This is a genomic window from Bacillus sp. SA1-12, from assembly GCF_000981385.1.
GTDB lineage: Bacteria > Bacillota > Bacilli > Bacillales > Bacillaceae > Metabacillus.
Map to the genome: position 1 here is coordinate 1 of NZ_LATZ01000140.1, position 14,188 is coordinate 14,188.

A 14,188-nucleotide genomic window follows, 5' to 3' on the forward strand; every position below is an offset into this window, starting at 1 on the left:
CTGGATAGACCGAAAGGACGGCAATCCATGTCTGATCTTAATAAGAACAAAAGAAATAAAAAAGTTGCAGAAGAAAAAGAAATGACGTACGAACAAAAATTGGAGAGAGAAAACGAACTTCTGCGTTTAGAGGTAGAATACCTAAAAAAGTTGCGAGCTTTTCAGATGGATCCGGAAGGCTATCTCGAAAAGCACAAGCAGCGTTATCATTCGAACTCAAAGAAATCTTCAAATTAAAGGATGTTTTACGAATAGTCGGTATTCCGGAGTCTTCCTATCATTATCATATAAAAGTAATGAAGAAAAAAAATCCAGATCACGTACTTGAGGAAACTGTTCAATCTATTTTTGATGAAAATAATGGCAATTATGGTTATCGTCGTATCAAGCTAGAATTGAAAAATCGCGGTTCTAAAGTGAATCATAAAAAGGTGCAACGCATCATGAATAAACTCGGACTCAAAGGAGATAAGTTCAAAAGAAAATCACGGAAGTACAGTTCTTACAGAGGGTCTATTGGAACTGTTGCCAAGAACCGTATTAATCGCCGTTTCCACACAAATAGGTGTCATCAAAAATTAGCAACAGATATCACAGAATTTAAGTGTTCTGACGGTGTAAAACTGTATTTCAATCCCATTATGGATATGTTCAACGGTGAAATTCTTTCGTATGGGATAGGTATGCGTCCATCCTTAGAATTAGCCCTTAAACCTCTAGAGGAAGCCCTTGAAATAGTAAAAGTTTCAAAGTACAGGACTACTGTACATTCTGATCAAGGATGGCAATATCAACATAATAAATGGGTAAAAACACTTAAGGAATATAGGGTATACCAGAGTATGTCGCGAAAAGGAAACTGTTTAGATAACTCTCCGATGGAGAATTTTTTCGCGTTAGTCAAACAAGAAATGTATTACGGAGAAGCACTGTGCTCATTTGAGTAATTAAAAAAGAGAATTGAAGAATATATCGATTATTATAATAACAAGCGTATAAAGCAAAAATTGGCAGGTATGAGTCCGGTTCAATACCGCATCCATACCAGCCAATCAGCTGCTTAATACAAAACTCTAACTTTTGGGGGTCACATCATCCAGAGAAATTACGAAAGCTGCTTTTTTATATTCTTTATATATGTATTCAACCAGGGTACGCAGGAAAATCAAACGTTCTATTTGAAACGTTTATGCATAGAAGACTATCTAAAAAAGAGCAATCAATTTAGTCTCTCACATTAAAAACTTCAGTTGATATAAGCATGAGTTCAACAATTTGCTTTGCCATGTATTGAGGGCTTGAGGGAAAATCTTCTTCAATCCACCGAATAATTAAACCTGCAATTCCATGAGCCCGATAGATATATAACCACTTCGGATTAAGTTGAGAGCCCTCTTCAAGCTCATAATCATACTCTTCTATAAATATTACTTCTATTGCTTTTGCCATCTTATAACGAAAATCCACACTAATATGATCACTTAATAATAATTTGAAAAGCTTCTCATTTTCTTTAAAATAGTCAAACAAGGTAATATCTTCGATGTGCATTTCCTTCAAATTAACCTTCTTAACTGATTTATATGGATTACGGATTTGCTGAAGCATTTCTTCTAAAACATCTTGAATGACTTCATTAAGCAGATCCTCCTTCGAATTAAAGTTCGCATAAAAGGTTCCACGATTATATTGTGCTTTACGCACGATTTCAGAGATTGAAATTTGATCAAATTTCTTTTCATAAAGCAATTGTAAAAAGGTTTGTTTTAATGCAGCCTTCGAACGTTGAATTCGCTTATCTACAAATTCCTTCATTCCTTTCACCTCTACTATAGTATGTTCAAAGTATTTCATCTCTTCAACTTTTACTATACAAAAGACATTTATTTGTCTAGTAATGTACAAACTAACCAAGACTGATGATTGTAAACGCATTCCATTCTTTTTATAGTGTGAGTATGAAAGAATTTAATGAATGAGGAGGCATTTACATGACATTCCCAGTACTAGAGGGTAAAGTAGCGATCGTAACAGGTGCAGCAATGGGCATGGGTGAAGCTACAGCAAAATTATTTGCAGAAACGAAAGCAAAAGTTATCATTGCAGATTTTAACGAAGAAAAAGGACAAGCAGTAACAGAAGCCATTAAAGCAAATGGTGGTGAAGCTTCTTTTGTAAAGGTGGATATATCAAAGTCGACAGAAGTACAAGCAATGGTGAAATTTGCAGTTGATACGTATGGAAAATTAGATATCGCTGTAAATAACGCTGCGCTAACGCCGGATGATGAACCAGCTGCTGAATTTGACGAAGCATATTGGGATCGTCTAATCTCAGTTGATTTAACAGGTACTGCACTTTGCATGAAATACGAGCTGCAGCAAATGCAAAAACAAGGAAACGGCGGTTCAATTATTAATATTTCATCTGTAAGTGGTTTCCGTCCACAGCCTAACAACATAGCCTATGTTGCAGCAAAGCATGGTGTTGTAGGTATGACAAAAGTTGCTGCAATGGAAAATGGGCCGCTTAACATCCGAGTGAACTCAGTTGCTCCTGGCGCAATTGATACACCAATGCTGCGCGGCGCATTAGAGCAATTTGGATTCACTGAGGAAGATTATGCTCCACAGCTTAGCTTATTAAACCGTTTTGGTCAACCAAGAGAAATTGCTCAAGCAAGTCTTTGGTTAGCTTCTGATGCATCTTCTTATGTAACGGGTACAACCATTCATGTTGACGCCGGCTATACTTCACGCTAAATAATGAATAAACCGAAGAGATAACACTTCGGTTTATTTATTTTCTTATATTTAATCAATATAGTTTACTTTTTATCAATGAGTTCCTGCAACCTCTAAAACTACTTTTGTTACATTCTTTTTTTGAAAAGATGATTGGTTTATTTTTTCTTGCAGCTTTTCATAATAAAGGTCTGCATCAATAGGCAACTCAACTGGCTCGTTAAGCCAAGAGGATAAGTAAATGGCATTAGAGATTTCCAAGCCTTTTATTCCCTCCTCCCCTGGTGCCAATAAAGGTGTGCCATTTGTGATCGAATCAATCCAATTTTGAATGATCCCTTGGTGTTCTCTATTAATGCCTTTAATAGGGATATCGATTGTCCAGCATTCAGGTTTTCCAAAACCACCAGTATAGGTTGCATTGAAATCACGTTCTGATTGTGTTAAGCGATAAAAGGTCAGTTTTTGATTCTCAACCACTATTTTCCCGCGATCACCAGCAATTTCAAACCGGTTTGTTCCAGGTGCTTCACCGGTAGTGGTAATGAATAGGCCAGTAGCTCCATTTTCATATTCTACATAGGCTGTAAGATCATCCTCTACTTCTATATCATGATATTTCCCATATCTGCAAAATGCATGAACTTTCTTCGGCATAAGTCCTGTCGTCCATTGCCATAAATCCAGCTGATGCGGCGCCTGGTTTAATAAAACCCCTCCGCCTTCCCCTCGCCATGTCGCGCGCCACTCGCTTGAATCGTAATAACTTTGAGAGCGGTACCAATCAGTGATAATCCAATTCGTTCTTTTAATTTCACCTAGTTCACCGGATTGAATAAGCTCGCGCAGCTTTTGATAAATTGAATTGGAACGCTGGTTATACATAATGGCAAAGACTTTGCCGCTTTCCTTTGCTGAGAGATTCATCTCTGCCACATCTTTTGTATGGACACCGGCTGGTTTTTCAATAAGAACATGCAGCCCTTTTGAGAAGGCCTTTATTGCCAGTCTTGGATGATCATAGTGAGGAGTTGAAATAAGAACGGCATCAATACCAGATTTATTCAAAAATTCATCTTCATCTCGGTAAACCTTCACGTCCCCTGCTGCATCACTTATTAACGATTCTAGTTGCTCTTGAAATGGATCGCATATGGCGGTTAGAATAGCTCCATTTATTTTTCCTTTACCCAATAGCAGTACATGTGATCTTCCCATATTTCCAATCCCAATAACGCCTACTTTAATTAAACTCATCTATCTCACTCCATATTCATTTGTTCAATGTTTAACGGGCAGTGTGTTCTTATTCCTTGTATTTTCATTTACTTGTTTTGCCAATTGCTTTAAGTTTCTTAAGCTTGTTTCTAGGCATTCCAATGGCGGACGTTCACAAATGTCCTGCTCGACCGCATACCATTCGATTCCATTTTCTTCACCCCATTGTAAAATCGGGAGAAAATCAATAACGCCTTCGCCAACTTCTGCAAATGTTTGTCGCTCATCATTCGTCATATCCTTTAAGTGGATGATCGGCATCCGATTTGCATAAGGAGCGATATATTCTAAGGGATCCATTCCTGCCTTTTTTAACCAGTACACATCAATTTCTGCCAGGATGTGATTATCTTTCGATGGATTAAGTAAATAACGAAGAGCGTCTTGCCCGTCTATATCGATGTCAAACTCGAATGCATGATTGTGATAGGAAACCCTATATTCTGGCGCATCCTTTGCAATCTGGTTCAGCAACATTTTTATTTCTTTATATTCTTCAGGGCTTCGTAATTCTGGAGCCAGAAAGGGAAGGATAATATCTTTTGTGCCATACAATTCTGCTTCTTTTAATACCCCATTAAGGTCATTCTTTATACGATTTAATGAAGTATGCATTCCTGCTGCATACAGGTTATTTTCTTTTAATGCCAAAGCAACTTCGTTTTGGTCATAGTCTTTTGGCAATGCTGATATCTGCACGCCTGCCCAGCCCATTTCCTTAATGGTTTTGAATAATGGACGGATTCCCTCTTTTAACTCTTCTCGTAATGTATACAATTGGACTGCAAATTTATTTACCACTATTACCCGTTTCCTTTCCTTATTATGATGAAAGTTTAGAGAAGTTCATTTGCCGTTATATCTGCTTTTCTAAAAAATAAGGATCAATATATTTAGCGCTCTTAAAACTTTTTAAACAACATTATTTCATTTACAATCTATCCAGCATATATGACTTTCTCTTGCTTTTGACTAGTAACTACAATAGATATGCAATCACATTTATCATTATAGGTTAAACAATGAAGCAATTCATGGTCTCATATTGCCTAGTTTTCTCCTAAAATTATCTGAGATTGTTATTAGTTAATAGTTAAAAATCAGATTGGGTTAGTTCCAGCCATTTCAGCAAAAAAAGGGCAATTTATTGTACATAAACAAATAAAATTGCCCCCATCCTTATTAACCTTTCACAGATCCTAATAACATACCTTTGGCAAAATGCTTCTGGAGGAAAGGATAGACAATCAAAATCGGTAATGTTGCCACAACAACGACAGCAAGTTTCAATGATTGTTCAGGGGGTTCTACATATTCTGCACCCATCGAAGTGGGGTCGCTTAACATTGTTTGTGACAAAAGAATGATTTGTTGAAGCAATACTTGAACTGGCCATTTCGTATTGTCATTGATATAAAGTAATGCACTAAAGAAATCATTCCAAATCGCGACGGCATAAAAGAGTGCAAAGGTTGCAAGTACTGGTTTTGACAGAGGAAGCATAATTCTCCAGAAGATCCCAAACTCAGTACAGCCATCAATTTTAGCTGATTCTTCTAATTCTGCAGGGATATTCTGAAAAAACGTTTTTACAATAATTAAATTAAATGGATTAATCGCTGCAGGCAAAATCAATGCCCAATAAGAATCCAATAATCCCAATGATTTTACAACTAGATACGTAGGGATCATGCCCCCGCTGAATAACATTGAAAAGACAATGAGATTCATAATGGTGCTCCGCCCCATTAAGTGTTTTCTAGATAACGGATATGCCATCGTAAAGGTAAAAAACAGGCAAACAAGCGTTCCGACAACCGTTACACCAACTGAAACTAAAATGCTTCGGGTAAACGTAGCTGTTGAAAAAATATATTTATAGGATTCCAGTGAAAATGTTTCTGGAATGATAAAAAAACTTCTTCTTGTTAATTCTGCTTCTGTAGCAAATGATCCAGCAATAATATAAAGGAATGGACAAACCATGATCAATCCGATGATCCCTAAAAAAATAAAGTTGAATACATCAAATACTCTTCCAGCGGGAGTATTGTGCATTTTTGGCATTCCCATTTCCAACACCTCCACAAATTTCTGAACAGTTCATCGTTAAAAGATTCCATCTTGTCCTAATTTCTTCGCCAGTTTATTCGCCCCTAAAACAAGAATAATTCCGACGACTGATTTAAATAAGCCCACAGCTGTACTATAGCTATATGCACCTTGGGTAATCCCGACAAAATACACATAGGTATCAAAAACATCTGCCACACTGCGGTTTAATGAATTTGACATTAAGTAGATTTGTTGAAAGCCTGTATCCAGAAAATTACCTAATCGCAAAATAAGCAATACAATAATTGTGCTTCTTACTGCCGGCAACGTAACATGCCACAATCTTCGGAAACGGCCTGCTCCGTCTACAATCGCGGCTTCATACTGTTCTTGGTCCACAGTGGCCAAAGCAGCTAAGAAGATAACCGTTCCCCAGCCTGTTTCTTTCCAGATTATTTGTCCCATGATGAGCGGGCGAAACCACTCTGGTGATGATAAGAAGTTCATTTCCTTCCCATAAAAATAGGAAACTATTTCATTTATTACTCCGCCGCTGGTTGTAAAGAAAATATACGTGATACTTGCGATAATGACCCATGACATGAAATGTGGTACGTATATAAAGGTTTGAATCGTTCTTTTATAGGAATTAATCCGTAATTCGTTTAAAAGAAGTGAAAGGATGATTGGTGCTGGAAAAAAGAAGACCAGGTCTAATGCCGCTAAAATGAATGTATTTCGTAATAATCTAAAAAAATCGGGGGGTTTTGAAAGAAGTTTATGAAATTTTCAAATCCCACCCATTCACTGCCTAACACTCCTTTAAATGGAGAAAAATCTTGAAAGGCAATGACTACTCCCCACATAGGTGCATACTTAAAGATGAGAAAATAGAGAATTCCCGGAATTAATAAAAGATAAAGCCAGCGGTCTCTTTTCAATCGCTGCCGGTTTGTAATGGTAGTCGTTTGCTTTTGGCTCAATAAATTAGTCGATTGACTGTATTCTTGATTAACATTTTGTGTTTTAAGAAATGCCATTTCTCTCCCTTCCTTCCTATGGTATACGATTTTTTGTGTAAAGCCAGGAGGTGAACATACACCACCTGGCTTTCAGATCTATTTATTCTTTGACTCTTTGTACAGTTTATTTATTTCTTCGATATAATCGTCTCCACCCGTACTGCTCCATAATTCAATCGCATCTTTAAATCCGGCTTTATCGATTTGCCCAACGATAAATTTAATGCGTGCATCATTAATGATATTGTCTAATTGCTGACCTTTTTGTGCGTATACCTCAGAAACGAGTGATTCAGCAGGATTTGGAACAACGATTTCTTCATTTTCCTTTTGGACCTGTGCTTCTTTGTCTCTTAAAGGAGTTTGCTTTGCTTTAATAAAACGTTCTTCCGGGATGTATGGTTGAAATTGATTAAAGCCTGTACCTTCATTAACAAGCGCTTCATTGCCTTCCTTTAAATCTACGAATTTACCGTCTTTTATTTCATAATGGCGACCTTCTATCCCATTGTTGGCTAACTCTTGTGCTTCCTCGTCATTTAATTTATCAATAAACGTTAAGACCTTTTTCAACTCTTCTTCTGTTTTTACGCTTGATTTAGGTATGGCAAGCAAGCCGGAATACCCTGAAGTAGGAAGATTATGGAGTCCGGCAGGCCCTTCAACAGTACCGATCACATCGATCGGCTCCTTTAAATCAGGATTTGCCGCGAGCATATCTTCTTCTGCACGATGGGCATGGTCTACTACATCAACAATCACTCCAGCCTGTCCATTCAAAAGCGGATCTACCCATTTTTGCGGATCCATGACCGCAAAGTCTTCATTTATTAATCCTTCATCATAGAGCTTTTTAAAGAATTCTAATGCATTGAAATATTCCTCTGTCATAAAGTCAGGCTGTAAGTTTCCATCAGCATCTTCTCCCCACTTATTTGGAACGCCAAACCATGTTTGCATAATATCCCATGGACCTGTGTATTTCGAAATAACCATTCCGTAAGTATCATCTTTTCCATTTCCATCTGGGTCCTTTTCCGAAAAGGCCTTTAACATATTGTAAAAATCATCGATTGTTTTTGGAGTTTGCAACCCGACATTTTGCAACCAATCTTTTCTAAAGGTAATTCCATTTCTTCCCAGCGGACGTGACCGATATATCCCGTAAATTTTACCGCCAATTGAGCTATTATTTAAAATCATTTCATTTGCTTGACTTAAATTAGGATAATCCTTTAAATAAGGCCCCAGTTCCCAAAACGCACCATCTTTTACTGCACTTACAAAACTAGGATCCTTTGATGGAATCATCATAATATCCGGAAGCTCCCCTGATGCTAATGTAATATTTAGTTTTTCTTGATAAGAACTATTAAGCGCCCAGTTTATTTTTATATCTGTATTTGTATATTTTTCTAGTGCTTTTAAAATAGGATTGTCATCACCTGGAGGATCTGGTTGGAAAGTTGTTGTCATAATGGTGATCGTGTTATCCGATCCGCCTTTATCTGTATCACTGTTTGTTGTTTCTGAATTGCTGCATGCGACTAATGATGAAGTAAGAAGCATCGTTGAAAGGAATGGAAGGACAATCTTTTTACTTAATTCTTTTTTATCTTTTCTCATTTAAAATCCAGCCCCCTGTAATGAAAGATTTTTATTAGAATCAAGCCTTCACTGATGTGAACACTATATTTCTACCGTTGCAATAAAACCCTTCTATTTTTCTGAAAAATTTCATTTATTTCCATTAAGCACATTGGTTTACTGAGTATTTGGTGTGAATTTCAACTTTATTAACTAGATAATCCTTTCTTGTAAATCGAAATTTTGAGGTGTTATCGTTATTCTATTTAGTTGTCAGACAACAGGGCTTCATAAATTTGTAAATTTTGATAAGCTGCCTTCATTGGTGCCATCTGTCGAAAGCCAATTTTTCCCCCCTTTAAAATGCTTCCATATTTCATTCCATCGTCTTTCCATTCAAGCACTGTTAATTGGTTAATAGAAAATTGGACGATCCCTTCATATTTTACTAACCTCATATGATAGGGAGCTATTGCATCTTCCACAGGTGGAAGCGGATCTGCCCCCATCGCTGCTAGATGGAAGCCGTAGCTTTTTCGCAGGTTGCACGTTCGAAACGCTCGTTCATCCTCATGTTTATGTCTAAAATAGGATAGATGGAGAGCATTGATTGCTCCTGAGTGATATTCAGGATACTTTCCATTTCTTTGAGGGAGATTTGCGCTAAACAAATCTTCCCCATTTCGTCCTGCTGCAGCAAAAAACATCATACAAAGACCCGGTTCCCTAATTGGATAAAAATCCCATTCGATCATAATGTTATCTGGAAAATCAACAGGGCACCAAAATACCCAGTGGGCATTGTCACCATAGATAGCCGGGTCTAATTGATTTTCTAAATGAAGACGATCTTCCTCAAAACAAACCTTTGCTTCACCTTCAAGAACCCAATCAGCAATATCGTTATTTGATGACAATGAATTACTGTATAGTCTTTTGCCTTTATCAAAAGAATAACGTTTGATCATCATACATACCTCCTAAGCACACTCGTTCAGACCTTACTAAAAACAAATAGGCTTGTGTCTATTCCTCCGTTTTTTTGAAAACCTTTCATCGAAACATTGATTAAGTGAGCAGTTTCAAATCATTATTTTTGGATAGGCTTTCATCAGAAATTAAATAATCTCCTATTAACTCTAAAGCGATCAATGTATTTAAACACCATTGTGATGTTGTATTTGTGGTTATAGCGGGAACTTCAGTGATTTTCCTCCATGCTTGAACTTCGTTTTCTTCCATAGGCAGCTTCACCTGACTTATTTCTTCATTTAATAACAGATTCCAAGCTTTTGCTGCTATAGAAGGACTCTGTTTTTTTGCTGCAGCATAGGCAACCATACCTGCCGCTAACATTCGATTATTAAACATCTTGTTATGCAATTTCCCATTACTTTTTTTCATCTTTTCTTCTTGACTTAGTTCATAGAACTCGCCGAATTCCGCCAGCATGTCTTCCCATTCTTTGTCTTCTAATAATTGGGCAAGCTCCATCCATGCTTGTGGACCGCCAAAAGCGATAATCATATGATAGCCCCCCTCAACACCATCCCCCATATGATAAAGCTCATTTGTATCAGGGTTATATCCAAAGGTTGGACCTGAAAGTAATCGCAATGGCAATTGTTTGAACGTTTCGATTCCTTTTATCATTTTATTCCGATAGTCAATATTCCCTGTTCTCTCCCATTCAGATAACCAATTCGAACAAAACGCTGCCCAATCCGGACCTACACGAACATGTGTCTTATATTGATCATCTGGGTAGAATTCTCTCATTGGGTCTAAATTTGAAAGCGCAAGTTCTGCATCTTTCACTTCAATTAATAAGTCCCTAGTACGTTCATCTGTTGTGAGGAAATAATAGAATTTATGGAGACCTGCCATGCTAATTCTTGCTTCTTTACAGCCACATCCCCAATGGACGACATTGTGTCTGGAGCCAAGACCTGCGTATTCACCAAAGTGATAGACATCTACTTCACTCGTATGACGGGTCATGGCCTCAGCCATTTTGAAGATATCTTCTCTGCCGGAACGTAAAAAGGCATACCACAGCCAAATATTCGGCACCAGTTCAGTATTTTGCCACGCAAAGCCCCCTAAATCGTATCTCCATTGATGACGAATCGGATCGTAAGTATGCATCACATCTCCATAATTCCAGAAGCCATACCATCTGCGTTGTTCAATTTCACGTTTGTAAAAGCTAATCGCCTTATCAAGCTCAGATTCTAATTGCGCTTTTATTGGATGGCTGGTATCTGGTAAACTCCAAATACCTAATGCTTTTGTTCCATAATAATAGGTTGGATCACAGACTAATAAAATCGGTGATTGCCATTCTTCTGCTTTCTCGACTAATTCTTCATGTGATGGCACATTGATATAGCACTGTAAAAAAACCTCGCTAGTGTTTGAAATTCCATATGGTGTTGCTCGCATTTCGTCAAATCCTTCATAGGCACTTACCACATGAGTTTCACTGCTATAATGTCTAAAATCCATTGCCTCACAGTCAGGAGACCAGAACCAGACCTTTAATTTTGCCGTTGCTTTATTTAAACCAGTTACTTCTAAGGTTGAAGGGAACTTCTGCCAAAAATTTTTAACTCCAATTCCAATTCCGCCATTTTCACCACCTGCATAAATCAAACCCTTGGATCTTGTACCATGAGTTGATTCAACCCATGAATATCCATTCTTTGTCCGCTTCGCTATTCGGTAATGGTCTGCAGAATCTTGCGTAAGTTTAAAGTCATTCCAGATCGCATTTTGTTTGACGTGGTCTAGTAAATTTTGGTGTTTTTGTTCTAAAAGATTAAGCATTTCTCCATTAATTTGTTTTTCATAGAGTCCTTCGGCATTTCGATGTCGTCTTGTTAACAATAACTGGGCAGGTTCTGAGTAAATTCCTTCATCACCAGTAAATCGAACATGGCGATTCCATGGTTCGCCTATTAAAGGAAGCGAAAACTCCATTCCCAGACCTTTAATAAAATCGGTTTGAGGATCCCCATCATAGAAAAATGTGTGGACCATTTTTATCGAAGGAGATTCGGCATAAAAATAGATACGTAAATGGAAAGGCAGCCATGATCGCTTGTGATGACTAGAAATGGTTGCATGCTCACCTTCTATTTTAATAACACATCTTAAAGGGCCGTGCTGTTCAATTTCTGCATGATTGATCATACTTTCTAAAGGGATTTCCTGAATCGTTTTTACCTCAGAACTCTCGTCTCTTACTTCTTGTACTGAAATTAATCTTCCTTTTTCCCCCATTATTTTTGAACCGCTTACAATTCTCTCAATAAAATCGGTCCCTTGTTTATTTATGATCCATTGCATATCTCCTGTATCAACTTTTATTTCATTCTCTAAATCTATTACTTGCAAAGGAATGTCTGGGTTTTGAGTTTCACCGACTGTTAATTCATATGAACCATCATTTGGTTGAAAAACTGCGCTATGGCCGGTCCATTTCACACTTCCATCCGGCCAATAGGCCATCGGCCAACTTTGAATAGGAGTCTTCTTACCATCTTCGTCGATTAGAGTTACCGTGTCTTCTCTTTTTAGAATACCTCTCTCCCACGGGACTCCCCATGAAACACCAGAGGGACTTTTCGGACCATGTTTTAACCATTTCAATTTCAAAACCAACACAACCTTTCCTCTTATTTTGAAAATGTATGAATACCTTCAACTCTATTATTCTGCAGATTATTTTTCCCTTCAATCAGACTATTTTGATACATAGCAATCACCCTTGAACTTTAGGTAATGATACTTTTTTGCCATTTAATCTTTTTTTGCAATTTGTCTACTTTATTGCTGTTTCGATGACAAAGAAGCTATTGAGGTTGTTATACGCTTACATTTTCTTGATTTTCTATATAATAAGAGATTCTTTTTTCCCTTTGACTTTTTCTTTGATCTCAGCAATCCCCTTTTGAATTTCCTTCATCTTTTTATCATCAAGTTTATAAAACTTCATGGCAATAATTGACACAACCAACCCAATTGCTGGCAAACCGAACGCTAAAACTAGTGTTGCTGCAAATAATGAAGGAGTTAATGCTTCCCCTACCTGCGGGAATGCTGAATGATACCCTATTAAACCTACAACTGCACCAACGATTGTCGGAGTTAAAGATGAAACCAATTGATCAATAAATGAGAAGATAGTGCCCATCATTCCAGGTACATAACGTCCTGATTTAAACGTTTCATAGTCTGAAACATCTGCGATCATGGGTACAACAAGAGTAGTTGGAATACTAGCAAACCCCAATGCTAATGAATATAAAGCTAAAAATAAAATCGTTTCTGTCCCTATATTCGTAAGTGAGATTGTTGCAGGGTCATCAATTAGCAGGAATAGAGCAATCAAACCAAGAAAAGCTAGGATCCCAATCCAAGCCGATTTAACATAAGAGTTTTTCAATCCTTTTTTTCTAGCAATGGCAACCACTGTGAATGTTATTAATAGTGTTGGGGATGACTGTAATTAGCCCTATTTGACCGCTTAACGCATAATCTCCCAGCAATATCCCAAACAACATGACCCCTACGACTGAATTACGAAGCAGTCCTGTAGCAAGTTTATCCATAGAAGCTGAAAGAGAGAGCATTTGCAATGGTCTGTTCCCTTTAATGACCGGCCAATAATCACGAAGTTTTGTGCTGATCGTTTGCTCAGCCAATCCATAAAATTCTTTACGATCTTTTGCCCAAATACCAACTGCAGCAAGGAAAGCAAATATTCCAGACAGAATAAGACCATAGGCATTTAATTCAGTAAACAATCCTAGATTAAATTCTCCGTGTTTACCAATTAAATAAGAGGAAACAAAAATTTGGTAGAAATTCCTATATTATAAATCCCATCAAAAATGGCATAAAGCGGTCGCTGCTTTGGATTATTAGTTAGTACCGTCTGCGCTGCTTTTGTAACACTTGTTTGAAGTGAATAACCGACTTTATTTACAATTAACATCGCAATAAAGAAAATTAACTGAACTGATTCTGGTAATAAATGAGTTACACTAAAAATAATCATCAAAGTACCTGCTGAAATGAGATTACCTATTATCATTAATGGAATAAACTTACCAAATTTCGACTCTGTTTTATCGATGATATAACCTATACTGGGATCAATAATCCCATCAAATATACGTGCAGCCATTAAGATTGTACTTGTTAGCATAACGGCAAGCCCAACTAGTCCTGTCGCATAATAAGAGACAAAGCCTAAAATAAATAAGTGAAGATTTGATGAAGTGTTATTTAAGGTAAAAAAAGCAATTTGCCATATCCTTGCATTGTTATATCCATTTCTACTTATTGTTTTACTTGACATGATTTTGTCCCCTTTTATAGATTAAATACATTCATTTGTTTAAACTAACTAGAGACTGCGCACTGTTTAGAACTCTATACTAGTCTTCTATGAATCCTACAAGTACTCCTCATAGTTTGGTAATGAGCGGAAGA

13 protein-coding genes and 2 pseudogenes are annotated in these 14,188 nt (G+C 37.2%); 4 read left to right on the forward strand and 11 right to left on the reverse strand.

Annotation, left to right across the window (positions count from 1 at the left end; genetic code table 11):
* From WQ54_RS35150 to WQ54_RS35800, 3 genes and pseudogenes are all read left to right on the forward strand, one after another.
* Nucleotides 1–237 (forward strand): annotated as a pseudogene (locus WQ54_RS35150) (transposase); the annotation flags it as partial.
* Nucleotides 138–947, forward strand: coding sequence for an IS3 family transposase (locus WQ54_RS31550; protein ID WP_231597736.1), 810 nt, complete (start codon nt 138–140; stop codon nt 945–947). The pseudogene WQ54_RS35150 and the gene WQ54_RS31550, both read left to right, overlap by 100 nt.
* A 12-nt stretch (nt 948–959) precedes the next feature.
* Entirely contained in the window at nt 960–1,064 is a 105-nt protein-coding gene (locus tag WQ54_RS35800) for an IS3 family transposase (protein ID WP_084822407.1), read from the forward strand.
* A 160-nt stretch (nt 1,065–1,224) separates the two neighbouring features.
* Here WQ54_RS35800 and WQ54_RS31555 read toward each other — a convergent pair whose 3' ends face one another.
* Nucleotides 1,225–1,815 (reverse strand): TetR/AcrR family transcriptional regulator, encoded by a 591-nt coding sequence (locus WQ54_RS31555; protein WP_046590926.1) that lies wholly within the window; start codon nt 1,813–1,815, stop codon nt 1,225–1,227.
* Between the two features lie 176 nt (nt 1,816–1,991).
* Here WQ54_RS31555 and WQ54_RS31560 point away from each other — a divergent pair, with 176 nt between their 5' ends.
* Complete coding sequence (locus tag WQ54_RS31560; protein ID WP_046590928.1) at nt 1,992–2,762, forward strand: SDR family NAD(P)-dependent oxidoreductase; 771 nt, start codon at nt 1,992–1,994, stop codon at nt 2,760–2,762.
* 75 nt (nt 2,763–2,837) lie between these two features.
* Here the strand turns inward: WQ54_RS31560 and WQ54_RS31565 are convergent, their stop codons facing one another.
* From WQ54_RS31565 to WQ54_RS35165, 10 genes and pseudogenes are all read right to left on the reverse strand, one after another.
* Nucleotides 2,838–4,001 (reverse strand): Gfo/Idh/MocA family protein, encoded by a 1,164-nt coding sequence (locus WQ54_RS31565; RefSeq protein ID WP_046590930.1) that lies wholly within the window; start codon nt 3,999–4,001, stop codon nt 2,838–2,840.
* Between the two features lie 24 nt (nt 4,002–4,025).
* Nucleotides 4,026–4,823 (reverse strand): sugar phosphate isomerase/epimerase, encoded by a 798-nt coding sequence (locus WQ54_RS31570; protein ID WP_046590932.1) that lies wholly within the window; start codon nt 4,821–4,823, stop codon nt 4,026–4,028.
* Between the two features lie 381 nt (nt 4,824–5,204).
* Nucleotides 5,205–6,089: a carbohydrate ABC transporter permease gene (locus WQ54_RS31575; protein WP_046590971.1), complete on the reverse strand. Its 885-nt coding sequence runs from the start codon at nt 6,087–6,089 to the stop codon at nt 5,205–5,207.
* 42 nt (nt 6,090–6,131) lie between these two features.
* Nucleotides 6,132–7,117 (reverse strand): annotated as a pseudogene (locus WQ54_RS31580) (ABC transporter permease).
* Between the two features lie 78 nt (nt 7,118–7,195).
* Nucleotides 7,196–8,725 (reverse strand): extracellular solute-binding protein, encoded by a 1,530-nt coding sequence (locus tag WQ54_RS31585; RefSeq protein WP_046590934.1) that lies wholly within the window; start codon nt 8,723–8,725, stop codon nt 7,196–7,198.
* Nucleotides 8,726–8,952: 227 nt separating this feature from the next.
* Nucleotides 8,953–9,657 (reverse strand): DUF1961 family protein, encoded by a 705-nt coding sequence (locus WQ54_RS31590; protein ID WP_231597731.1) that lies wholly within the window; start codon nt 9,655–9,657, stop codon nt 8,953–8,955.
* Between the two features lie 97 nt (nt 9,658–9,754).
* Nucleotides 9,755–12,355, reverse strand: a complete 2,601-nt coding sequence (locus tag WQ54_RS31595; RefSeq protein WP_156178306.1) for a hypothetical protein — start codon at nt 12,353–12,355, stop codon at nt 9,755–9,757.
* A 226-nt stretch (nt 12,356–12,581) separates the two neighbouring features.
* Nucleotides 12,582–13,136, reverse strand: a complete 555-nt coding sequence (locus tag WQ54_RS35155) for an MFS transporter (RefSeq protein WP_231597732.1) — start codon at nt 13,134–13,136, stop codon at nt 12,582–12,584.
* A 10-nt stretch (nt 13,137–13,146) separates the two neighbouring features.
* On the reverse strand, nt 13,147–13,497 hold the full coding sequence (locus WQ54_RS35160) for a hypothetical protein (RefSeq protein WP_231597733.1): 351 nt from the start codon (nt 13,495–13,497) through the stop codon (nt 13,147–13,149).
* A 29-nt stretch (nt 13,498–13,526) separates the two neighbouring features.
* Nucleotides 13,527–14,054, reverse strand: a complete 528-nt coding sequence (locus WQ54_RS35165) for an MFS transporter (protein WP_231597734.1) — start codon at nt 14,052–14,054, stop codon at nt 13,527–13,529.
* Nucleotides 14,055–14,188 lie beyond the last annotated feature (134 nt).